This window comes from Nocardioides sp. zg-DK7169 (assembly GCF_013155365.1).
GTDB lineage: Bacteria > Actinomycetota > Actinomycetes > Propionibacteriales > Nocardioidaceae > Nocardioides.
This window is the reverse complement of sequence record NZ_JABJRA010000005.1, coordinates 185,514-206,923: the sequence shown is the minus strand read 5'-3', so window position 1 is coordinate 206,923 and position 21,410 is coordinate 185,514. Positions and strand designations below refer to the sequence as shown.

The window sequence follows — 21,410 nt, the reverse complement described above, 5'->3', positions numbered from 1 at the left end:
CGCGGCGTCGAGGTGGACCCACGACGGCCCCCGTCTCGGTCGAGACGGGGGCCGTCGCAGAGGGTGTCGGAACCCGGGTGGGGACCGGCGGAGCCGGGGGGAGTGCCTTAGAAGGCGTCCTCGGAGAGGTCCATGACCGACAGGTCGGTGGCCTCGGCGATGGCGCGCTCGGCGCTGATCTTCGGCAGGTTGTACTGGGCGAAGAACTGCGCCGCGGCGACCTTGCCCTCGTAGAAGGCCTTGTCCTTGGTCGACAGGGAGTCGGCGTCGTCGAGCTTGGCGATGGCGACCTCGGCCTGGCGCAGCAGCAGCCAGCCGCACACCACGTCGCCGAGCACCATCAGCAGGCGGCTGGTGTTGAGGCCCACCTTGTAGAGGTTGCGCACGTCGGCCTCGGCCGACATCAGGTCGTTGATCATGTGGCCGACCAGGGCGTTGGCGTCCTCGAGGGCCGTGGCGAGCAGGGCGCGCTCGTTCTTGAGGCGGGCGTTGCCGTTCTCGTCCTCGACGAGCTCCTTGATCTGCGCCGCGAGGTGGCCCAGGGCGCGGCCCTGGTCCTTGACGATCTTGCGGAAGAAGAGGTCCTGGCCCTGGATCGCGGTGGTGCCCTCGTAGAGGGTGTCGATCTTCGCGTCGCGGACGTACTGCTCGAGCGGGTACTCCTGCAGGAAGCCGGAGCCGCCGAAGGTCTGCAGCGACTCGGTGCCGAGCAGGACCCACGAGCGCTCGGAGCCGTAGCCCTTGACGATCGGGAGCAGCAGGTCGTTGACCGCGTTGGCCAGCCGGTAGGCGTCGGTGTCGGTCTCGCCGGCGTGCTCGGCGAGCATCACGTCGTCCTGCCAGGTGGCGGTGTAGAGCACCAGGGCGCGCATGGCCTCGGCGAAGGACTTCTGCACCATCAGCGAGCGACGCACGTCGGGGTGCTGGGTGATCGTCACGCGCGGGGCGGTCTTGTCGCCCGAGCGGGTGAGGTCGGCGCCCTGGACGCGGGTCTTGGCGTACTCCAGCGCGTTGAGGTAGCCGGTCGACAGCGTCGCGATGGCCTTGGTGCCGACCATCATCCGGGCGTTCTCGATGACCTGGAACATCTGCGCGATGCCGTTGTGGACCTCGCCGAGCAGCCAGCCGCGGGCGGGCTCGCCGCCGCCGACCTGGGGGTCGCCGAAGGTCAGCTCGCAGGTGTTGGAGACCTTGATGCCCATCTTGTGCTCGACGTTGGTGACGTAGACGCCGTTGCGCTCGCCGGTGAGCTCACCGGTCTGGTGGTCGAAGTGGTACTTCGGGACCAGGAACAGCGACAGGCCCTTGGTGCCCGGGCCGCCGACCCCCTCGACGCCCTCGGGGCGGGCGAGCACCATGTGCATGATGTTCTCGCTCATGTCGTGCTCGGCGGAGGTGATGAACCGCTTCACGCCGGTGATGTTCCACGAGCCGTCGTCGTTGAGCGTGGCCTTCGAGCGGCCGGCGCCGACGTCGGAGCCCGCGTCGGGCTCGGTGAGCACCATGGTGGCGCCCCACTGACGCTCGACCATGATCTCGGCGATGCGCTTGTCGCGCTCGTTGCCGTTGCGGTGCACGACACCGGCGAACGGCGCGCCGGCGGCGTACATCCAGATGGGGGCGTTGGAGCCGAGGATCATCTCCGCGAGCGCCCAGTTCAGGCTGGAGGGGGCGGGGGTGCCGCCGAGCTCCTCGTTGATCTGCAGGCGCCAGTACTCCGCGTCCATCCAGGCGCGGTAGCTCTTCTGGAACGACTCAGGGATCGGCGCCGTGTTGGTCTTCGGGTCGAAGACCGGCGGGTTGCGGTCGCTGTCCTCGTACGACGCGGCGAGGTCCTCGCGCGAGATCCGCTCGACCTCGGCCAGGATCTCGCGAGCGGTGTCGGTGTCGACCTCCGCGAACGGCCCGCTGCCCAGGATCTGGTCGCGGCCCAGGACCTCGAAGAGGTTGAACTCGATGTCGCGAAGGTTGCTCTTGTAGTGGCTCACGGACCCACCTTTTCGTGTCTCGGGAACGGGGCCAGCCCGGATGCGGGACGTCGTTACTGGCCAGTAACAACCATCGTAGTGCGGGTCTCGGCGCCGGGCAAGACGTCGAGGGAGTGCCAGCCGACACGCTCGCGCCATAGTGGCCCCTGTCGGGCGTTACGCTAAAGTGGATAGAGTCGGTCAGATTAAGACTTCAGGGGTCTGATCGTTTTCTCATGTCCGCTCGGTGGCAGGTGCAGTCACCGATCGATCCAAGGGTGCAACCTTCATGCGTCAGCTCATCGTGCTCGGATTCGTCGGATTCCTTGCCCAGCTCATCGACGGCTCGCTCGGCATGGCGTACGGCGTCACGTCGTCCACGCTGCTGCTCGCCGCGGGCGTCGCCCCGGCAGCCGCCTCCGCCGCGGTCCACTTCTCCGAGATCGGGACCTCGCTGGTCTCCGGCATCTCCCACCACAAGCTCGGCAACGTCGACTGGCGCACCGTCTCCATCCTGGCCGTGCCCGGCCTGGTCGGCGCGTTCGCGGGCGCGACGTTCCTGGTCAGCCTGGACGGCGACGTGGCCAAGCCGTGGGTCGCCGGCATCCTGCTGACGCTCGGCGTCTACGTGATCTGGCGCTTCCTGGTGCTCGGCGGCAAGCGGCCGACCTTCAAGGGCCGCCCGCCGGCCGCGATGCTCGCCCCGATGGGCCTGGTCGGCGGCGCGCTCGACGCCATCGGCGGCGGTGGCTGGGGCCCGGTCGGCACCACCACGCTGCTCTCCTCGGGCCGCCTCGAGCCCCGCAAGGTGATCGGCTCGATCGACACCTCCGAGTTCCTCGTGGCGATCGGCGGCTCGGCGGGCTTCCTGCTGGCGCTGGGTCACTCCGAGATCGAGTGGGGCATCGCGGGCGCACTGCTCGCGGGCGGCGTCGTGGCCGCCCCCATCGCGGCCTGGCTGGTCAAGCACCTCGCCGCGCGGGTCCTCGGTGTCGCCGCGGGCGGCCTGATCATCGTCACCAACGCCAAGACCATCATCGAGACCCTCGGCGTCTCCGGTGTCGCCGTCGGCGCGATCCTGATCGTCCTGGTCGTCGCGTGGATCTCCGGCATCGTGTGGGCGGTGCGCCAGGAGCGCGCGGCCCGCGCCGCCGAGACCGAGCTCGCCCGCCTCTCCGGCGGCGACGACGTCGTCGCCGCCGACGCGGACCCCGTCCTGCCGACGGCCTGAGCGAGGTGCCGCCGGCGTCCGTCGAGGTCAGCCGGGGGATCGTCGACCGGGTCCATCAACATTTCTGACACACTGGACCCATGCGTGTTTCCGCCAAGTCCGACTACGCCCTGCGTGCGCTGATCGAGATGGCGGCGCGCCCCGACGGTCGCGCCATCAGTGCCGAGGAGCTCGGGCGTCTCCAGGAGATTCCCCACGGGTTCCTCCAGGCGATCCTCGCCGACCTGCGCCGCGCCGGCGTGGTGATCTCCCAGCGTGGTCAGTCCGGCGGCTGGCGCATGGCTCGGCCCGCCTCCGAGGTCTCGGTCGCCGACGTGATCCGCGCCGTCGACGGCCCGCTGGTCTCCGTCTACGGCCTGCGTCCCGAGGCGGTCACCTACAACGAGGCCGCCGACGTCCTCCAGCACGTCTGGATCGCCGCGCGCCACTCCCTGCGCGACGTCTTCGAGCAGGTCTCGATCCAGCAGCTCGCCGACGCCAAGCTCCCCGAGGCGGTCACGTCCCGCACCGCCGACGAGGACGCCTGGCAGCCGCACTGAGGCTGGTGCGGCCGGCTCGGCCGCCACTAGCGCCGACTCGCGCGACCACTAGCGCCGACTCGCGCGACCACTAGCGCCGACTCGCGCGACCACTAGCGCCGACTCGCGCAACCACTAGCGCCGACTCGCGCAACCACTAGCGCCGACTCGCGCAACCATTAGCGCCGACTCGGCGAGGGCCTTCACGAGAACGTGTTTCAGTTCTAGGCTCCCCGGCATGACGATCGAGGGAATCACCAGTGACGCGCTGACCTGGAACGCCGCCACCGACCCGCACCCGGCGCGGCTGGCCTCGCAGCGCTCGTTCTCCGCGGTCGCGAAGGGCGACCTGGAGGAGTGGCTGACGGTGTATGCCGAGGACGCGGTCCTCGAGGACCCGGTCGGCCCCTCGATGTTCGACCCCGAGGGGCGCGGGCACCACGGGCACGCGGGGCTGCGGGCGTTCTGGGAGACCGCGATCGCGCCGATCGACCGCTTCGAGTTCACCGTCACCGAGTCCTTCGCCAATCCGGGCAGCAACACCTGCGCCAACCTCGCCCGGATCCGCACCTCGTTCGCGGACGGCAGCCACACCACGACCGACCTGATCACTGTCTACGTCATCGACGACGACGGCCGGGTCACCTCGATGCGCGCCTTCTGGGAGCCCGAGCGGACGATGGCGAGCTTCACCCGGCCCTGAGAGGGCACCTCGTCAGTCGGTGTAGCGCGCCACCCACTCCACCAGTGGTCGCAGCCGCGCCCAGTCGGCGCGCACGATGTCGAGCAGCTCGCCGGTGTGCACCACGGGGCCGAACCCGATGTCGTGGACCGCGCTCAGCGAGCGGTGCCGCAGCAGCTCGATGCGCGGGTGGTCTGCGTCGTACCCCCGCGGCGAGGTCTTGAGCCGGTCCCCGCCGACCTCCCAGCCCTCGCTGCGCAGCGCCGCGACGATCTGCTCCAGCTCGGTGCCGGTGCGCGGCTCGTCGATCGCGCTGCGGATCCGGGCCAGGTGCTCGGGCGTCGCGCGGTAGAAGCCAGCCTCGGTGCTGACGCCGCGCGGCGAGATCTGCACGTACCAGCCGGTCGACGCGCCGACGGCGACGAACGCCCCCTGGTGGGTCTTGTACGGCGTCTTGTCCTTGCGGAAGCGCACGTCGCGGTAGGGGCGGAAGATCTTCGCGGTGCCGAACTCCGGCGCCAGCGCGGCGCACAGCGCCTCCATCGGCGCGCGCACGGCCTCGGCGTACACGTGCTTGTGGGCCTCCCAGAACGACCGGGTGTTGTCGAGCTCCAGGTCGTCGTAGAAGTCCAGGGCGGCGACGGGGAAACCAGCGAACTCGCTCACGCCGATCACCCTACGGATCGGGCCGGAGACGCCGGCACGGGGCCGGGGGCGGCCGTCGGGCCGGGTGAGGCGGGCCACCGGAGGTGGCGGGAGGAACTGGAGCGGATGACGAGACTCGAACTCGCGACATCGACCTTGGGAAGGTCGCGCTCTACCAACTGAGCTACATCCGCACGACCCGGGCAACCGGGTCGTCGACACCTTATACGGCGCCGCCCGCGCTCGTGGCAGCGACCCGCACGAAGTCGGGGTGCTTGGGCTCGATCGCGTCGCCCGAGGAGCGGCCGGTGAGGCGTCGGTGGATCCACGGGGCGAGGAACTCCTTGACCCAGCGGGCGTCGGCGCGCAGCCGCTCGCCGCGGGAGACCTCGTCGAGGTCCGGGAGCGCGAGCGGGCGGAGGTCGTGCTCCACGCCGAGGGCGTCGAGCAGCATCGAGGCGACGATCTGGTGCCCGGCCGGGCCGAGGTGCATCCGGTCCACGTCCCACAGCCGCGGGTCGTGGGCGAGCACACCCTCGGGCAGCAGCTGGGAGACCCGCCAGGAGTCCGCCACGGTCGCGCCGTGCGTCTCCGCGATCATCCGGACGTGCTCGTTGTAGAGCGCGAACCGGCCGCGGATCGGCGCGTAGATGCCGTTGGCCCCGGGGTCGAACGCGGTGAACAGGACCACCCGCGCGCCGGTCGCGGCCAGCCGGCCCACCGCCGCGTCGTACGCCGTGGCGAGGGCGTCGAGGTCCACCTTGGGCCGCACGATGTCGTTGGCGCCGGCGTAGACGGTGATCAGGTCGGGCTCGAGGGCGATCGCGGGCTCGACCTGCTCCTCGATGATCGGCAGCAGCTTGCGCCCGCGCACCGCGAGGTTGGCGTAGCCGAAGTCGTGGCCCTCGGCCTCCGCGCGTGCCGCGAGCACCTCGGCGGTCCGGTCGGCCCACCCCCGCAGGCCGTTGGGTCGGGTCGGGTCGGGGTCACCGACACCCTCGGTGAAGGAGTCGCCCAGGGCGACGTAGCGACGGAAGGACATGGCCCCATCTTGCCGATCGGGCCCTGACCCTCAACGTTGTGACCCCACCCGGCGTTGGAAGGGTGTCGGATGGGCCACACGGGGGCGCACCACACGGCCGGGAGGACTGCGGATGGACGGGTTCGAGGAGTTCGTCGAGGCGGAGACGCCACGGCTGCTCGCGCTCGCGCACGCCCTCACCGGCAACCCGCACGACGCCTGGGACCTGGTGCAGGACTGGTGCGTGTGGGGACACGGTGGCGGCGGCTGGCCGAGCAGAACCCCGGCGGCTATGCACGCACCACCCTCGTCCGGCTGCGGGTGGACCGCGCCCGGCGGCTGCGTCGCGAGCTGCTCCCTGGACTGCTGCCTGAGCGGGCGGCACCGGTGGTCATCACCGAGGAGCTCGACCCCTGGCTGCTCGCGGCGCTGGGGCGGCTGAGCCCGCACCAGCGGGCCGCGGTGGTGCTGCGCGTGCTCGAGGACCTCGACCACGCCGAGATCGCTGCGAGGCTCGGCTGCTCGGTCGGCACGGCTCGCAGCCACCTGTCCAGGGGACTGGCCCGGCTGCGCGAGGCAGCCGGGGAACGCGTGGAGGTGGAGTGATGGACGAGCAGCAGGACCGCGACGAGGCCCGGACCGAGCGCGCCCTGCGTGCCCCGTTGGCCTCCCTCGCCGCCGCGGCCCGGCCGACGGCGGACGCCGTCGAGGTCGTACGACGGGGGGTGCGGCGCCGGCGCCGCCGGCGCGCGGCCCTCGCCACGGCCGGCGCCGGGCTCACCGTCGCCGCGGTGGCACTCGCGACCACGGTGCTGCCCGGCGGCGCAGGTGGCTCGGGCGGCCCGAGGCCGGACCCGGCGGAGCGCCCGACCACCGCGCCGGCCCTCTTCGACTGCCCGCTGGAGCACCGGGTCCTCCGCGACCCGGTGCCACCGTTCCCGGGGCTCGCCGATCAGGAGCGGGTGGTGGCCGAGGTGAGCGGGCTGGTGCGCAACGTGTGGACCGTCCGCCACGCCGAGCCGACGGCGCTCGGGGTGGTGGCGCTGGTGCAGGGCAACCTCGCCTTCGCCGAGGCCCAGCTGCCCGAGCACGGCGTCGCGCTGGTGCGGCCGTGGGCCTCGCGCCCCGACGCCGCCGCCCAGGTCGACCGGGCCCTGGAGCGCGCGGTCCTGCCGGTCGCCGCGCTGGTGCGGCGCGAGTCCGGGGACCTGCCCGGCGGCGCGGGCATCGCGCTGTGGCCGGAGGCCGGGGGCGGTGGTGGTCTCCTGGCGCGCACCGGCTCCTCCCGAGGTGCTCGCCCTGGCGGGTGAGCAGCGTGGCGGCGTGCGGGTCGTGGTCGACGAGGTGGCGTGGTCGGGCGAGGAGGTCCGGCAGGCCACCGTGCGGCTGTGGGAGCGCACCCGGCGGATGCCCGGCGTCGAGCTGACCTCGGCCGGGGCGTGCGGCGACCTGAGCGGGCTGGTGGTCACGGTGAGCGAGCCGCTCGACGAGGCGCGCCGGGGGCGGCTGCAGGAGCGTTTCGCCGAGATCGCCGGGATACCGGTGAAGGTGGTCGAGGGGGAGGCGGTCGTGATGCTCGACGGCGGGGACGCCGTCAGCGACTGAACGCCGCCCGGGCGGTCGCCACCTCGGTCGCCACCTGGTCCGCGGCCGCGGCGAGGTCCACCGGCGCCCCGTCGCCCAGGTCGCGCTCCAGCTCGGCGCAGGCGGCGGCCAGGCGTACGGCGCCCACGGCCGCGCTCGCGGACTTCAGGCTGTGCGCCACCGCCGCGGCGGCCGCGCGGTCCTCCTCCTTCGCGGCCCGCTGCAGCGTCTCCACCTGGTGCTCGGCGTCGCTGCGCCACGCGGCGACCAGGGACCTCCCGAGCGCCGGGCCGCTGTCGCCCAGGTGGCGCAGGAGCGCCTCGAGGACCGTCGGGTCGACCGCAAGCGGTCCACCGGCCGGGGACGGGCCGGCCGGTGCCGGCGCCTCCGCGGTCTCGTCCGGCTCCCGCTCCGGGGCGGGCGCTCCGCGCCGCGGCGTACGGCGCAGCGCCGCGGCGATCTCCTCCGAGCGCACCGGCTTGGACAGGTGCTCGTCCATGCCGGCGACCAGGCTCTCCTCGCGCTGCTCGACCAGGGCGTTGGCGCTCAGCGCGACGATCCGCGGCTGGCGCTCCGGGGGCAGCTCGGCGCGGATCCGGCGGGTGGCCTCGAGCCCGTCCATCACCGGCATCTGCACGTCCATCAGCACCAGGTCGTACGGCGCGGTCTCCGGCGCGTCCCGCACGGCGTCGAGCGCCTCCTGGCCGTTGGCGACGACCACCGGGCGCTGGCCCAGGCGCTCCAGCATCAGGCTGGCGACGCGCTGGTTGACCGGGTTGTCCTCGGCGAGGAGCACCCGCAGCCGCCCGATCGGCTCGTGCTCGGGGCGCTCGGCCTCGGCGGTCCGGGCCCCGAGGGTGCGCGCGACGGTGCCGCGCAGGGCCGCGGCCTTGACCGGCTTGGTGAGGTGCACGAGGCCGAGCTCGGCCGCGCCCGGGATCCGCTCGCCGAGGGAGGTGAGCAGCACCAGCGGGACGTCCGCCCAGCCCGCGGTCGCTCGCAGGCCGGTGGCCAGCGCCACGCCGTCGAGGTCGGGCATGTGCATGTCGAGGATCGCCACGTCGGGCACCCACTCGGCCGCCGCCACCAGGGCGTCGACGGGGGACTCCTCGTCCACGACCTCCATGCCCCACGACTCCAGCTGGGCGCGCAGGATGCGGCGGTTGGTGGCGTTGTCATCGACGACGAGTGCGCGGCGACCGGGCAGCTCCGCCGGGGCGACCCGCGCCGTGTCCTGCAGGTCCTCCGGCTCTCCGCCGCAGGTCAGCGGCACCACCACGGTGAACGTGGAGCCCACGCCGGCCTCGCTGGCGACGTCGATGCGTCCGCCCATGGCGGCGACCAGCCGCTGGCTGATGGCCAGTCCGAGGCCGGTCCCGCCGTGCACCCGCGTGGTGCTGGAGTCGACCTGGGAGAAGGAGCGGAACAGCCGGTCCATCCGGTCGGCCGGGATGCCCTCGCCGGTGTCGCGCACGGCGAAGGAGAGGGTGGTCCGCGGGGCCCGAGCGTCGCTGCCGTCGCTCGCTGCGCCCGCTGCGTCGGCCGTGTCCAGGCGGTCCCCGGCGGCCACGGGGGCGACCGAGACGAGCACCTCGCCGGTGGCGGTGAACTTGACCGCGTTGCCGACCAGGTTGGCCAGCACCTGGCGCAGGCGGGTCACGTCGCCGACGACCACCGGCGGCACCGCCGGGTCGATGTGCGCGACCAGGTCCAGCCCCTTGGCGCTCGCCTGTGCAGCGACCAGGTCCAGGCAGCTCTCGACGCAGTCGCGCAGCACGAAGGGGTGGTGCTCCAGCTCCAGCTCGCCGGCCTCGATCTTCGAGAAGTCCAGGACGTCGTTGATGATCGCGAGCAGCGTGGCGCCGCTGTTGCGCACCGTCTCGGCGTACTCGCGCTGGTCCGCGGCGAGGTCGGTGTCGAGAAGCAGCTCGGACATCCCGATCACCGCGTTCATCGGGGTGCGGATCTCATGGCTCATCGTGGCCAGGAAGGCCGACTTGGCGGCGTTCGCCTCCTCGGCGGTACGCCGGGCCGCGACCAGCTGCTCCTCGTGGCGCCGGGTGCCCTCGCGCGCGTGGGCCAGGGCGGCGGTCATCTCGTCCAGGCCGGCGCCGATGGCGCTGAGCTCCTCGGGGCGGCGCACCTGGTTGCGGGCGGTGAGGTCGCCCCGGCCGAGGGTGCGGATCTGGGTGAGCAGCAGGCCGACGGGCTCGACGACGGAGCGGACCAGGCGCCGCCGCTGGACCGACATCGTCAGCACGCCGCCGATCAGCAGCAGCACCTGGGCCAGGAGCGCCGCCTGGATGACGCCCTGGCGGCGCCCCTCGAGGCCCTCCCGGCGCGCGTCGGCGGCGTCCTGCACCCGCTGGTAGGCGTCGCGGTAGTCGTCGAAGAGCACCTGGCCGTCGCGCACGAACTGCCGGCGCTCGGCGTCCACCGCGCTGCTGCTGAACGTGGCGCCGCGGGCCAGTGCCGGCTGCGCCCACTCGGTGGTCCAGCGGCTGATCCGCTCCTCCTGCTCGTCGACCAGAGCCAGCAGGTCGGGCTCGCCCTCGAAGGACTCGCGGGCGACCACCAGCCGGGCCGCGAGCTCCTGGCGGGCCAGGAAGTAGACGTCGAGCATCTCGCGGTCGCCGGTGATCAGGTAGGCGCGCAGGCCGGTCTCCTGGTCGATCATCGCCATGTGCTTGTTCCGCTCGGCCCGTGCGCCGGTCCCCACCCTCTCGATCGTGGGGTTCACGACGGCGGCGAGATAGCCGAGCAGGGCGAGGTTCACGAGGACGACCGCGGCCACCGCCAGGAGACCCGTGAGCGACACACGGCGTACCTGACGAGAGAGATTCACGGCGCGATCGTCCCAGATGACCGCGCGCAGCCCCACAGCCGATCTCGCGGCCGGTAGGTTGAGCGGGTGCTGCTCTCTGACCGCGACATCACCGCGGAGATCGACTCCGGGCGGGTCGCGCTGGATCCCTGGGACCCTGCGATGCTGCAGCCCTCCTCGGTGGACGTGCGCCTGGACCGGTTCTTCCGGGTCTTCGAGAACCACCGCTACCCGCACATCGACCCCGCGGCGGACCAGAGCGACCTGACCCGCGAGGTGGAGCCGGACGGCGACGAGCCGTTCATCCTGCACCCCGGCGAGTTCGTGCTCGGCTCGACCTACGAGGTGCTGACACTGCCCGACGACATCGCGGCGCGGGTCGAGGGCAAGTCCTCGCTGGGCCGCCTCGGGCTGCTCACCCACGCGACCGCCGGCTTCGTCGACCCCGGGTTCTCCGGACACGTCACCCTCGAGCTGGCCAACGTCGCGACCCTGCCGATCAAGCTCTACCCCGGCATGAAGATCGGGCAGTTCTGCTTCTTCCGGCTGACCTCGCCGTCGGAGCACCCCTACGGGTCGCAGAAGTACGGCTCGCGCTACCAGGGCCAGCGCGGCCCGACGCCGTCGCGCTCCTTCCAGAGCTTCCACCGCACGCCGATCTGACCTCGGTCGTCGGCTGACGCGCGGACCCGGAAAGGCGTAAGGTTAGGTTTGCCTAACACCTACGACGGGAACCCGATGACCGCCACGCCCACGCAGACCCTCCCCATGCTCCTGGAGGAGGTCGAGGTGCGCCGGGTGGACCGGATCTCGCCCAGCTTCGTCCGGCTCGAGCTCGGCAGCCCCGCGCTGGCCGACCTCGGCGTCGACGGGCCGTGGTGGGACCAGCGCTTCAAGCTGATCGTCCCGCACGCCCCGGGCGCGCCGCTGCCGACCTTCGAGGGCGCCCACGCCGGCTGGTACGCCGCGTGGCTGGAGCGCCCGGTCGAGGAGCGCGGGGTGATGCGCACCTACACGATCCGCGAGGTCCGTGGCGAGGGCGCCGACACCCGCATCGTGGTGGACATCGTGCTGCACGCCGACGGCGAGTCCGGTCCCGGCGCCACGTGGGCCGCGGCCGCGCAGGTCGGCGACCGCGCGGTGGTGCTGGCGCCCCGGCGCGGCGAGTTCTTCGGCGGCATCGAGTTCGTGCCCGGCACCGCCTCGCGGGTGCTGCTGGCCGGCGACGAGACCGCCGTCCCCGCCATCACCGCGATCCTGGCCCAGCTCCCGCCCGAGGCCCGGGGTGCCGCCTTCCTCGAGGTGCCGGTGACCGGCGACATCTTGTCGGTCGTGCACCCCGAGGGCGTCCAGGTCGTCTGGCTGCCCCGCGAGGGCGCGCCGTACGGCTCGCGCCTGCACCCCGCCGTGCTCGAGCACCTCGGCCTGGGCGCGGACCCGCAGGGCGCCGTCGCGGAGGACGAGGTCGACCCGGACCTGTGGGAGACCCCGACGTACTCCTCCTCCGGCGAGGCCGTGCTCGACCCGGCCGCGCTCGGGGAAGCCGACGTCCGCGACGGGCTCTACCTGTGGATCGCGGGGGAGGCACGGGCGGTCACCGGCCTGCGGCGTGCCCTGGTGAAGGACCACGGCTTCGACCGGCGCCAGGTCGCCTTCATGGGCTACTGGCGCCTCGGCGTCGCCATGAAGTCCTGACCTCGCGACCGGCGCGCTGAGGGGGTCGCCGGCGGCGCCGGGCCGTTAGTTCTCGAGGCGGTCGGCGACGCGGCGCAGGCCCTCCGCGAGGCGGTGGCGCCGCGGGGCGTTGCGGACCCGCGGGCTGGAGGCGCGCGCGATGCGCTCCTCGATCTGGTGACGTGCCTGCTGCTCGATGAGGGGACGGAACTCGCTCATGGGGTGCTCCCGGGGTGGGCGGGCCGCGGGGGCCCGGGGGACGGACGGTGTCAGGCCCGAGCGACGACGATGTCGCCGCTGACCGTGGTGGCGCGCAGCTCGATGTGGTCCTGGCCCTCGGCGGGGGCGCCGGTGCCCGCCGCGTCGGCACGGATGGTGCCGGTGAGGGTGGTGACGTCGGTCCAGACCGCGACGCCCTCGGGCACGCCGACGCGGACGTCGCCCGACGCGCCGCTGCACTGCAACCGCCCGCGCCGGGCCTGGGTGACCGTGAGATCGCCGCTGCCGGTGGTCAGGGTGACGTCGGCGGAGGCCAGGCCGATCCGCAGGTCCCCGGTGCCGGTCTTCACCACGGCAGGGGCCTCGAGGTCGTCGACCACGACGTCGCCGGACCCGGTGGAGGTCGTCGTCGGGGCGGCGCTGCGCCCGATCAGGACGTCGCCCGACCCGCTCTTGACGCGCAGCTCGGCCAGGGCGCGCTCGACGCGGACCGTGCCGGACCCGCTCTCGATGAGGCCCGCGCCGGTGAGCTCCTCGACGCGCACCTCGCCGGACCCGGTGCGGACCTGGAGGCTGGCGAGGGAGCCGACGGCCTCGACGTCGGCCGAGCCGCTCCGCACGGCGGCGTTGCTGCCCGTGGGCAGCTCGACCTGGACCAGCAGGTCGGTGTCGCCGAGGAACCCCGAGCGGCGTGGCGGGGCGAGCACCTCGACCCGTTCCTCGTGCTGCACGACCCGGGTGTCGGGCGCGTCGGCGCCGGTGACCCGTACCCGGGTCGTGGCGGTCTCGGTCGCGGTGAGCTCCACGCGGCCGTGGCGGACCTCGACGAGGAGGTCGACCGGGTCGGGGGTGGCGAGCTCGTGGGTGCGCAGGATGCTCATGGGGGTCTCCTCGCGGCTGCTGTCAGAGCCAGCCGGTCATGCGGCGGTTGCCGGGGCGGCCCCGACCCAGCGGGTCGGTGCCGAGGAAGGGGATGCTCGACACGTCGAGGTCGACGTTGATCGCGCTCTCCTGCGTGGCGGTGCGGACGGCCTGGACCAGCCAGGCGTTGAGGGACTGCCCGGACCTCGCGGCGAGCTCCTCCGCCCGGGTCTTGACCGACTCCGGCATCCGCAGGGTGATCCGGGCGACGCTGTCCTCCTCGTCCTCTGCGCCGGCACCGGGCGGAGCGGGCGCGGCCGGGGGCGGCGGGGGAGCCGGCGGCAGCGTGTCCACGACGAACGCGAGCTCGCGCCCGTCGAGGCGCACGTCCACCCGGCCGGCCGGCATCTCGGCGGTGATCTCGCTGGCGGCCTGCGAGACCGCCTCCATGACCGCCAGCCGGGCCGCGGCCTCCAGGGCGTGGCCGAGGCGCTCCGCGGCGCGGCGTACGCCCTCGTCGCCGGTCGCGGCCGCGGCGGCGAGGTCGCGGCGCAGGCTCTCGACGTACGGCGTGATGTCCATGGGCACCACGCTGACATCACCATGACGTCACGTCAAGGGGTGTTTGCCGTCATGGTGGCGTCGGTGGGTTGCTGTGTTGCCAGGGCGATGTCGCCTCGGCCACAACCGCGGCCCGGTTTGGTCCAGACGGCTTGCGGGCACCCGACCTGATGCCCAGTCGCGCGCCCAGGTCGCGCGGGGCAGCGCAGAGAGGGCGTGGCGATGGAGGCTCCGACCGCGGCAGGGACGCTGATCGACGCCCAGCCTGTCGACTATCTGGTCATCGCCCTCTACTTCGCGGTGGTGCTCGGCATCGGCATCATGGCGCGCCGCCAGGTCTCGGACTCGGTGGACTTCTTCCTCTCCGGGCGATCGCTCCCGGCCTGGGTCACCGGCCTGGCCTTCATCTCGGCGAACCTCGGTGCCGTCGAGATCATGGGCATGTCCGCGAACGGCGCCGAGTACGGCCTCCCGGCGGTGCACTACTTCTGGGTCGGCGCGATCCCGGCGATGCTGTTCCTGGGCGTCGTGATGATGCCCTTCTACTACGGCTCCAAGGTGCGCTCGGTCCCTGAGTTCATGTTTCGCCGCTTCGGCACGGGGGCCCACCTGGTCAACTCGCTGTCCTTCGCGGTCGCCCAGCTGCTCATCGCGGGCATCAACCTCTACCTGCTCGGCACGATCATCCAGGCGCTGCTCGGGTGGGACCTGATCATCGCGCTGCTCGTCGCGGCGATCGTGGTGCTCTCCTACATCACCCTGGGCGGGCTGAGCGCGGCGATCTACAACGAGGTGCTGCAGTTCTTCGTGATCGTGGCGGCGCTGCTGCCGCTGACCCTGATCGGCCTGGACCGCGTCGGCGGCTGGAACGGGCTGAAGGAGCGGATCGCCGAGAACGCCGGCGCCGGCGGCTCCGCCAGCGCGGCCGAGCAGCTGAACTCCTGGCCGGGCAACGCGCTCACCGGCTTCGACTCCAGCACCTTGTCGGTCATCGGCATCGTCTTCGGCCTCGGCTTCGTGCTCTCCTTCGGCTACTGGACGACGAACTTCGTCGAGGTCCAGCGCGCGATGGCCTCGGACTCGATCAGCTCGGCGCGCAAGACGCCGATCATCGGCGCCTTCCCGAAGATGTTCATCCCCTTCATCACCATCCTGCCCGGCATGATCGCCGCGGTGCTCGTCACCGAGATCGCCCAGACCAAGGCCGGTGAGACCGTCGAGGGCGGGGCCAGCGGGACGGTGAAGCTCAACGACTCACTGCTCTACCTGATGCGGGACCTGTTGCCCAACGGCCTGCTCGGCGTCGCGATCACCGGTCTGCTGGCGGCGTTCATGGCCGGCATGGCGGCCAACATCTCGGCGTTCAACACGGTCTTCTCCTACGACCTGTGGCAGCGCTACGTGGTCAAGGACCGCGACGACGCCTACTACCTGCGCGTCGGGCGGCTCGCGACCGTCGGCGCCACCGCCGCCGCGATCGGCACGGCGTTCTTCGCCTCCAGCTTCTCGAACATCATGGACTACCTCCAGACGCTGTTCGGGTTCTTCAACGCCCCGCTGTTCGCGACCTTCATCCTCGGCATGTTCTGGCGCCGGATGACCGCCACCGCGGGCTGGGTCGGCCTGGTGGCCGGCACCCTGGCGGCGGTCTCGGTGGCCTTCCTCAGCGAGGACTCCTTCGGCTCGCTGAGCCTCGGCGTGCTGCCGCTCAGCGGCCAGGGCGCGTCGTTCGTCGCCGCCGGCGCCGCGTTCGTCGTCGACATCGTGCTCAGCATCGTGGTCTCGCTGGTCACCAAGCCCAAGCCGCGCTCCGAGCTGGTCGGCCTGGTCTACTCCGAGACCCCGCGTGAGGACCTCGTGGACGCCGACGAGGCGAGCTACCCGTGGTACCGCCGCACCCTCCCGCTCGCGGGCGTGGCTCTCGTCCTGGTCATCATCCTCAACGTCGCCTTCTGAGAAGGGGAGTCCCGATGTCTTCGCAGAGCCCCCAGCCCCGCCGCACAGGCGAGCGACGCCGCAAGGTCGGCGCCCTCGACATCCGCAACGTCATCGGCCTGCTGATCGCGACGTACGGCGTGATCCTGGTGCTGATGGGTCTGTTCGGCGACCCCGAGACCGAGAAGACCGGCGGCGTCAACGCCAACCTCTGGGCCGGCCTCGGCATGCTCGCCGCCGGTCTCGCCTTCCTCGCCTGGGCCCTCCTGCGCCCCCTCGTCGTCCCCGAGACCACGGAGGCGGACGTCCCCGACGGGACTCCCTGAGGGGCGTTGGCCGCGCAGCGGGCGTTGGTCGAGCCGGTCGAGGCCCCTGGGGAAACACCCTTGTCCTCGAACATGTGTTCGAGTATGCTGAGGCATGGCCTCCCCCGAACTCCCCGACTGCGACACCCCAGCCGCCGTGCTGGCGTTCGCACAGCGCCGCCGGGCCGCCGCCCAGGCGGCAGAGGTCGACGTGCTGGAGGCCGCCCTGGTCTGGGCGGCGATGCACCCCGAGGAGTCGGTGTCGCCGACCCCGACCACCGGGCTGGTGTTCGGGGAACTGGCCGTCCCGCTCGCCGGTGAGGGCACCCCGCTGGTCGCGGAGTTCGCGCCGATGGAGCTCGGCGCCGCACTCGGTCTCTCGACCGACTCCGCGAGGTCACTGATCGGGGACGCCCTCGAGCTGGCGCACCGGTTGAAGCGCACGTGGGCGCTCGTGCAGGCCGGTGAGGTGCCGGCGTGGAAGGCCCGCCGGGTCGCGCAGCTGACCACCACGTTGCCATTGGTCGCCGCGGAGTACGTCGACCGCCAGCTCGCCCCCGTCGTCGGGAAGATCGGCTTCGCGGCCATCGGCCGGCTGGTCGAGCACGCCCGGGTCACCTTCGACCCCGAGGGTGCCGAGAAGCAGCGCCGTCAGGCAGCCGACGGGCGCCGCTTCGACGTCCACACCCAGGCCGCCGACTGCGACGGCACCGTCCAGATCGAGGGCACCCTCGACCTCGCGGACGCACTCGACCTCGACGCCGCGATCCGCCAGGGCGCCCAGGAGCTCGCCGCACTGGGCTCGACAGAGTCGCTGGACGTACGCCGCTCCCGGGCCGCCGGCGAGCTCGCCCGCCGCCAGCTCACCCTCGACCTGATGGGCGACGCGGGCGACGGGACCACTGCAGTGGCGAAGCCCCGCCAGGTCGTCATCCACGTCCACCTCGCCCACGCCGCGATCAGCCGCGACGAGGCGGGCATCGCGCGGGTCGAGGAGACCCGCTCCATCGTCTCCACCGACCAGGTCCGCGACTGGTGCACCGGCGACGCCCAGGTCGTCGTCAAGCCCGTCATCGACCTCGACGCCCACCACCACACCGACGCCTACGCCGTCCCCGACCGGCTGGTCGAGCAGACCCGTCTGGTCCAGCCGACGTGCGCGTTCCCGTGGTGCGAACGCCCGGCCCGCCGCTGCGACACCGACCACGTCGTCGCGCACGGCGAGGGCGGTCCGACATGCAGCTGCAACCTCGCGCCGCTGTGCCGCCGACACCACCGGGCCAAGACCCACACCGGCTGGACCTACGACAAGACCGATCCCGCGACGTACCTCTGGCGCTCGCCCCACGGCCTGCACCTCCTGAAGTCCGACGGCACCACCCGCCTCCTCACCGCACACCCACCGGACGAGTGAACCCGAGCGTCACGACCCCGCCAGCCACCTGCTGGCGGGGCCACAGCCCTGTCCGACCAACGGATGTCCACGACCATGACCAGCGGGGCTGGCCGAAGGGGCCGCAAATGACCGACAGGCCGTGCGGTCGAGGACGCCGGGGCGTCTCGTCCACACGACCCGTCGGTCGTGGTGCTGATCAGAGGTCGAAGAGCGACCCGGAGCCGTGGATGTCCACGTCGGTGCGGGGCTGGTGCGCCTCGCCGTTGACGGTCGGCGCCGGCTTCTTCTCCTCGGTCGGGGCTGCGGGCTCCGGCTCCTCCTCGGGCTCCGGCTCGGGGGCCTGCGGCTCCTCGGCCTTCTCCGTGGTGGCGGCCTCGGTCTCGACCGGAGCGGTCGCGGGGGCCTCGCTGGCGGCCTGGGTGGCCGCCTCGCTCACTTCGGCGCCGCTGGGCTGCTCGGTGGTCGCCTCGGTCGCCGGGGCCTCGGTGACCGGCGGCGCAGCAGCCGGGGCGGCCGCAGGTGCCGGAGCGGCCGGAGCGGCCGGAGCGGCGATGTCGAACAGCGAGCCGAGGTTGTCGAAGTCGACGTCCGTCGCCGGAGCGGCAGCGGGCGCGGCCGGCGCCTTGGCCTCGACCGGCTCTGCTGCGGGGGCGGGCTCGGCCTTGGCCTCGACCGGCTCTGCCGCGGGGGCGGGCTCGGCCTTGGCCTCGACCGACTCGACCGCGGGGGCCGGCTCGGGCGTGGCCAGGTCGAAGAGCGAGCCGAGGTTGTCGAAGTCGACGTCCGTCGCCGGGGCAGCGGCGGGCGCGGCCTGCGCCCTGGTCTCGGCCTGCGCCTTGGACTCGACCGGCTCCGCCGCCGGGGCAGGCTCGGTCTTGGTCTCGACAGCCTCGGCGGGCTTCGCCGGTGCAGCCGGCTCGTCGGCGACCAGGTCGAACAGCGAGCCACCCGAGCCGAGGTCGACCTCGGCCTTGGGCGCGGGCTTGCTCTCGGCCTTGGTCTCGGCGGGCGCCGCCTTGGCCTCGGCGGGCGCCGCGGGGGCGGGCTCGTCGTTGCCGAGGTCGAACAGCGACCCGCCGGAGCCGAGGTCGCTCTCCGTCTTGGGCGCGGGCTTGCTCTCGGCAGGGGCGGCCTTGGCCTCGGGCTTCGCCGGGGCGGGCTCGTCGTTGCCGAGGTCGAACAGCGACCCGCCGCTCGAGGCCGGCTTCGACTCGGGAGCCTCGGCGGGCGCGGTCTTGGCCTCGGCGGGCTTGGCCGGGGCCGGCTCGTCGAACATCGAGGAGGCGTCGTCGAAGAGCGAGGTGCCACCGGAGGCCTTGGCCGCCGGGCCGGCGTCCTCGGTCGCGGTGACGGTGTTCTCGGTCTGGGTGACGTCGCCCGCCTCGGGCTCGGCCTTCGTCGCCACGTCGGTGCGGGACTCCGCGCCGGCCTTGGCCGCGGGGGCCGCGACCGGGGCGGCCGCACCGGCGCCGGGAGCGAGCTTGGTGGCCATCTCGCCCTTGACCGAGGCGAGCAGCATCTGCGCGACGTCGAGGACCTCGACCTCCTCGCGGGCCTCGCCCTTGGCCTGCTGCGCGGTGAGGCCGTCGGAGAGCATCACGCGGCAGAACGGGCAACCGGTCGCGATCTGGTCGGCACCGGTGCCGACCGCCTCCACGGTGCGGTTGACGTTGATCCGCTCGCCGAGGTTCTCCTCCATCCACATGCGGGCACCACCGGCGCCGCAGCAGAAGGAGCGCTCGGAGTTGCGCTCCATCTCGCGGACCTCGGCGCCCGGGAGCACCTGGAGCAGCTCGCGCGGCGGCTCGTAGACGCCGTTGTGGCGACCGATGTAGCACGGGTCGTGGTAGGTGATCGTGCGCTTGTGCGCGCCGGCGCCGTCGTTGACCGGCGTCAGCTTGCCCTCGCGGACCAGGCGGTTCAGCAGCTGGGTGTGGTGGACCACCTCCAGCTCGATGCCGAACTCCTTGTACTCGTTCTTCAGCGTGTTGAAGCAGTGCGCACAGGTCGTGACGGCCTTCTTGACCTTGTACTCCTTGAACGTCTCGACGTTCTGGGCGGCCAGGCCCTGGAAGACGAACTCGTTGCCGGCGCGGCGTGCCGGGTCACCGGTGCAGGTCTCGCCGTTGCCGAGGACGCCGAAGGAGACGCCGGCCATGTCGAGCAGCTCGGCGACCGCGCGGGTGGTCTTCTTGGCGCGGTCCTCGTAGGCGCCGGCGCAGCCGACCCAGAACAGCCAGTCGACCTCCTCCAGCGACTCGATGTCGTCACCGACGACCTTGACGTCGAAGGGCAGGTCCTTGGCCCAGTCGAGGCGGGCGTTCGCGGACATGTTCCACGGGTTGCCCTTGTTCTCCAGGCCCTTGAACAGGCCGTTGAGCTCGGCGGGGAAGTTCGACTCCACCAGCACCTGGTAGCGGCGCATGTCCATGATGTGGTCGACGTGCTCGATGTCGACGGGGCACTGCTGGACGCAGGCACCGCACGAGGTGCACGACCACAGGACGTCCTCGTCGATGACCGCGGAGCCGGACTCCGGCATGTAGAACCACTCGTCGGGGTCGGTCGAGCCGACCAGCGGGCGCTCGGCCTCGCGGGCGAGCACCTCGTCCTTCTCCAGCAGCGCGGTGGCCGCCTCGCTGCCCTCGCCGCCGGCGATCGAGTACGGCGCCTTGGCGTAGGCGTGGTCGCGCAGGGCGGTGATCAGCAGCTTCGGGGACAGCGGCTTGTCGGTGTTCCAGGCCGGGCACTGGCTCTGGCAGCGACCGCACTCGGTGCAGGTCGTGAAGTCGAGGATGCCCTTCCAGGAGAAGTCCTCGAGCTTGCCGACACCCAGCGTGGCGTCCTCGTCGAGGTCGTCGATGTCGTCGAGGGTGACGGCCTTGCCGTTGTTGGTCAGCGGCTTCATGCCGCCCAGCGCGGTGCGGCCGGAGCCCTCACGCTTGAACCAGATGTTGGGCCAGGCGGTGAAGCGGTGCCAGGCGACGCCCATCGTGAGGTTGTTGGCGATGACCATCAGCCAGATCATCGCGGTGACGATCTTGAACATCGCGATGACGACGATGATCGTCTCGAGGGTGCCCTCGGAGCCCGCGCCGGAGGGGAAGATCGCGTCGCCGATCAGCGAGCTGATCGGGAAGTGGAAGCGGTCGAAGTCCTCGGGGTGGCTGCTGGCGATCTGGCCGAGGTTGTACTCCGCGCCGCGGATGAAGAGGATCGCGGAGCCCTCGAGGAGCGCCATCGCCTCGACGAAGTAGGCCTGCCAGAAGTTGGAGCCGTAGAAGCGGCTCTTCTTCCCCTTGCGCCGGGGGTGGTTCACCTGGCGGTAGATGATCAGGAAGACGATGCCGACGGTGCTCAGCAGGCCGAGACCCTCGCTGATCCACTCGTAGAGGAAGAAGTGGCCGATGATCGGCAGCGCGAAGTCCGGCTTGAACAGCTGGAAGTAGCCGGTCAGCACCGCGCCGCTGAGGATGATGAACCCCGCGTAGACGAACCAGTGCATGATGCCGACCCAGTGCCACTGGAGCATCCGGGTGTGGCCCAATGTCTCCTTGACCATCGTCCACGACCGGCGGGCCGGCTGGTCGGTGCGGCCCGTGGTCGGGCCACCGACGCGCAGGGTCGCGAGGATGCTGCGGACGGCGATCGCGGTCATGGTGACGGCGACGGCGGTGAAGGCCAACGAGACAACGATGGCGAAGATCTGCATGGACTACGGCTCCTCGTCGTGGTGCGTGCCCGGCGCCGGGCACGAGCGCGAGCCTAGGGGGCTCCCGTCGAGCGGTCGGCGCCCGCTCGACATGAGAACGACTCTACCCGCCGGTAACATTCGCTGGCGAGTCGTCGGCCGGACCTTCCCGGCCTCGGCGATCGTGACGGTGGTCACGCCGTCGGTCCCGAGTCCCCTCGGCGTCTCGACCGTACGCCGTGGGCCGCGGGTCGTGTCGTGCTCGTGCCACCTGCCGGGCGGGGCAGGCGCGCCTC

19 protein-coding genes and 1 tRNA gene are annotated in these 21,410 nt (G+C 72.4%); 11 read left to right on the top strand and 9 right to left on the bottom strand.

The annotated features are described in order from the left end of the window. Positions 1 to 107: 107 nt before the first annotated feature. Positions 108 to 1,988, bottom strand: a complete 1,881-nt coding sequence (locus HOQ23_RS09875) for an acyl-CoA dehydrogenase (protein WP_172214221.1) — start codon at positions 1,986 to 1,988, stop codon at positions 108 to 110. A 268-nt stretch (positions 1,989 to 2,256) separates the two neighbouring features. On the opposite strand from HOQ23_RS09875, the gene HOQ23_RS09870 reads away from it, so the two are divergent. From HOQ23_RS09870 to HOQ23_RS09860, 3 genes are all read left to right on the top strand, one after another. Next, entirely contained in the window at positions 2,257 to 3,198 is a 942-nt protein-coding gene (locus tag HOQ23_RS09870; protein ID WP_172214219.1) for a sulfite exporter TauE/SafE family protein, read from the top strand. Positions 3,199 to 3,278: 80 nt separating this feature from the next. After that, a complete protein-coding gene (locus HOQ23_RS09865; protein ID WP_172214217.1) occupies positions 3,279 to 3,737 on the top strand; it encodes an Rrf2 family transcriptional regulator in 459 nt (152 codons plus the stop codon). A gap of 217 nt (positions 3,738 to 3,954) precedes the next feature. Beyond that, positions 3,955 to 4,419, top strand: coding sequence for a nuclear transport factor 2 family protein (locus HOQ23_RS09860; RefSeq protein WP_172214215.1), 465 nt, complete (start codon positions 3,955 to 3,957; stop codon positions 4,417 to 4,419). Between the two features lie 12 nt (positions 4,420 to 4,431). On the opposite strand, the gene HOQ23_RS09855 is transcribed toward HOQ23_RS09860, so the two are convergent. From HOQ23_RS09855 to HOQ23_RS09845, 3 genes are all read right to left on the bottom strand, one after another. Continuing rightward, entirely contained in the window at positions 4,432 to 5,064 is a 633-nt protein-coding gene (locus tag HOQ23_RS09855; protein ID WP_172214213.1) for a DUF2461 domain-containing protein, read from the bottom strand. Between the two features lie 97 nt (positions 5,065 to 5,161). Beyond that, positions 5,162 to 5,237 (bottom strand) — tRNA-Gly (locus tag HOQ23_RS09850). 29 nt (positions 5,238 to 5,266) lie between these two features. Next, positions 5,267 to 6,085: an SGNH/GDSL hydrolase family protein gene (locus HOQ23_RS09845; RefSeq protein WP_172214211.1), complete on the bottom strand. Its 819-nt coding sequence runs from the start codon at positions 6,083 to 6,085 to the stop codon at positions 5,267 to 5,269. Positions 6,086 to 6,304: 219 nt separating this feature from the next. Here HOQ23_RS09845 and HOQ23_RS09840 point away from each other — a divergent pair, with 219 nt between their 5' ends. Genes HOQ23_RS09840 through HOQ23_RS09830 form a run of 3 tightly spaced genes read left to right on the top strand, consistent with a single transcriptional unit; the run spans position 6,305 to position 7,669 of the window. Then, on the top strand, positions 6,305 to 6,670 hold the full coding sequence (locus tag HOQ23_RS09840; protein ID WP_216654010.1) for a sigma-70 family RNA polymerase sigma factor: 366 nt from the start codon (positions 6,305 to 6,307) through the stop codon (positions 6,668 to 6,670). Then, positions 6,670 to 7,374, top strand: coding sequence for a hypothetical protein (locus HOQ23_RS09835; protein ID WP_172214209.1), 705 nt, complete (start codon positions 6,670 to 6,672; stop codon positions 7,372 to 7,374). Before HOQ23_RS09840 ends, HOQ23_RS09835 begins: the two co-directional genes overlap by 1 nt. Positions 7,375 to 7,387: 13 nt before the next feature. Then, positions 7,388 to 7,669 carry a hypothetical protein gene (locus HOQ23_RS09830; RefSeq protein ID WP_172214207.1) on the top strand — a complete coding sequence of 94 codons (282 nt, stop codon included), beginning with the start codon at positions 7,388 to 7,390 and terminating at the stop codon, positions 7,667 to 7,669. Here the strand turns inward: HOQ23_RS09830 and HOQ23_RS09825 are convergent. Beyond that, positions 7,659 to 10,493, bottom strand: a complete 2,835-nt coding sequence (locus HOQ23_RS09825) for a response regulator (protein ID WP_172214205.1) — start codon at positions 10,491 to 10,493, stop codon at positions 7,659 to 7,661. The genes HOQ23_RS09830 and HOQ23_RS09825 overlap by 11 nt on opposite strands. 66 nt (positions 10,494 to 10,559) lie before the next feature. On the opposite strand from HOQ23_RS09825, the gene dcd reads away from it, so the two are divergent. Together dcd and HOQ23_RS09815 are read left to right on the top strand one after the other, a co-directional pair. Beyond that, the gene (dcd, locus tag HOQ23_RS09820) at positions 10,560 to 11,135 is read left to right on the top strand and encodes a dCTP deaminase (protein ID WP_172214203.1); all 576 of its coding nucleotides are present in this window, start codon (positions 10,560 to 10,562) and stop codon (positions 11,133 to 11,135) included. A 75-nt stretch (positions 11,136 to 11,210) separates the two neighbouring features. Continuing rightward, entirely contained in the window at positions 11,211 to 12,167 is a 957-nt protein-coding gene (locus HOQ23_RS09815) for a siderophore-interacting protein (protein ID WP_253945345.1), read from the top strand. 45 nt (positions 12,168 to 12,212) lie between these two features. On the opposite strand, the gene HOQ23_RS09810 is transcribed toward HOQ23_RS09815, so the two are convergent. The 3 genes from HOQ23_RS09810 to HOQ23_RS09800 are packed head-to-tail and all read right to left on the bottom strand — an operon-like array spanning position 12,213 to position 13,808. Next, on the bottom strand, positions 12,213 to 12,365 hold the full coding sequence (locus HOQ23_RS09810; RefSeq protein WP_172214201.1) for a hypothetical protein: 153 nt from the start codon (positions 12,363 to 12,365) through the stop codon (positions 12,213 to 12,215). Positions 12,366 to 12,415: 50 nt separating this feature from the next. Then, a complete protein-coding gene (locus HOQ23_RS09805; protein WP_172214199.1) occupies positions 12,416 to 13,246 on the bottom strand; it encodes a DUF4097 family beta strand repeat-containing protein in 831 nt (276 codons plus the stop codon). Positions 13,247 to 13,268: 22 nt separating this feature from the next. Next, the gene (locus HOQ23_RS09800) at positions 13,269 to 13,808 is read right to left on the bottom strand and encodes a toxin-antitoxin system HicB family antitoxin (RefSeq protein ID WP_172214197.1); all 540 of its coding nucleotides are present in this window, start codon (positions 13,806 to 13,808) and stop codon (positions 13,269 to 13,271) included. Between the two features lie 201 nt (positions 13,809 to 14,009). Between HOQ23_RS09800 and HOQ23_RS09795 the strand changes: the two genes are divergently transcribed. The 3 genes from HOQ23_RS09795 to HOQ23_RS09785 all read left to right on the top strand — a co-directional run bounded on the left by HOQ23_RS09795 (position 14,010) and on the right by HOQ23_RS09785 (position 17,441). Then, positions 14,010 to 15,743, top strand: a complete 1,734-nt coding sequence (locus tag HOQ23_RS09795) for a sodium:solute symporter family protein (RefSeq protein ID WP_172214195.1) — start codon at positions 14,010 to 14,012, stop codon at positions 15,741 to 15,743. A 14-nt stretch (positions 15,744 to 15,757) separates the two neighbouring features. After that, positions 15,758 to 16,048, top strand: a complete 291-nt coding sequence (locus tag HOQ23_RS09790; protein ID WP_172214193.1) for a hypothetical protein — start codon at positions 15,758 to 15,760, stop codon at positions 16,046 to 16,048. Positions 16,049 to 16,142: 94 nt separating this feature from the next. Next, on the top strand, positions 16,143 to 17,441 hold the full coding sequence (locus HOQ23_RS09785; protein ID WP_172214191.1) for an HNH endonuclease signature motif containing protein: 1,299 nt from the start codon (positions 16,143 to 16,145) through the stop codon (positions 17,439 to 17,441). 178 nt (positions 17,442 to 17,619) lie between these two features. Here the strand turns inward: HOQ23_RS09785 and HOQ23_RS09780 are convergent, their stop codons facing one another. Further along, a complete protein-coding gene (locus HOQ23_RS09780) occupies positions 17,620 to 21,135 on the bottom strand; it encodes a (Fe-S)-binding protein (protein ID WP_172214190.1) in 3,516 nt (1,171 codons plus the stop codon). Positions 21,136 to 21,410 lie beyond the last annotated feature (275 nt).

Bases quoted from the DNA above. Each gene is read 5' to 3' on its own strand.
- HOQ23_RS09845 (WP_172214211.1), bottom strand. From the start codon at position 6,085: ATGTCCTTCCGTCGCTACGTCGCCCTGGGCGACTCCTTCACCGAGGGT.
- HOQ23_RS09835 (WP_172214209.1), top strand. From the start codon at position 6,670: ATGGACGAGCAGCAGGACCGCGACGAGGCCCGGACCGAGCGCGCCCTG.
- HOQ23_RS09800 (WP_172214197.1), bottom strand. From the start codon at position 13,808: ATGGACATCACGCCGTACGTCGAGAGCCTGCGCCGCGACCTCGCCGCC.
- HOQ23_RS09815 (WP_253945345.1), top strand. From the start codon at position 11,211: ATGACCGCCACGCCCACGCAGACCCTCCCCATGCTCCTGGAGGAGGTC.
- HOQ23_RS09780 (WP_172214190.1), bottom strand. From the start codon at position 21,135: ATGCAGATCTTCGCCATCGTTGTCTCGTTGGCCTTCACCGCCGTCGCC.
- HOQ23_RS09870 (WP_172214219.1), top strand. From the start codon at position 2,257: ATGCGTCAGCTCATCGTGCTCGGATTCGTCGGATTCCTTGCCCAGCTC.
- HOQ23_RS09860 (WP_172214215.1), top strand. From the start codon at position 3,955: ATGACGATCGAGGGAATCACCAGTGACGCGCTGACCTGGAACGCCGCC.
- HOQ23_RS09795 (WP_172214195.1), top strand. From the start codon at position 14,010: ATGGAGGCTCCGACCGCGGCAGGGACGCTGATCGACGCCCAGCCTGTC.
- HOQ23_RS09785 (WP_172214191.1), top strand. From the start codon at position 16,143: ATGGCCTCCCCCGAACTCCCCGACTGCGACACCCCAGCCGCCGTGCTG.
- HOQ23_RS09805 (WP_172214199.1), bottom strand. From the start codon at position 13,246: ATGAGCATCCTGCGCACCCACGAGCTCGCCACCCCCGACCCGGTCGAC.
- HOQ23_RS09810 (WP_172214201.1), bottom strand. From the start codon at position 12,365: ATGAGCGAGTTCCGTCCCCTCATCGAGCAGCAGGCACGTCACCAGATC.
- HOQ23_RS09790 (WP_172214193.1), top strand. From the start codon at position 15,758: ATGTCTTCGCAGAGCCCCCAGCCCCGCCGCACAGGCGAGCGACGCCGC.
- HOQ23_RS09865 (WP_172214217.1), top strand. From the start codon at position 3,279: ATGCGTGTTTCCGCCAAGTCCGACTACGCCCTGCGTGCGCTGATCGAG.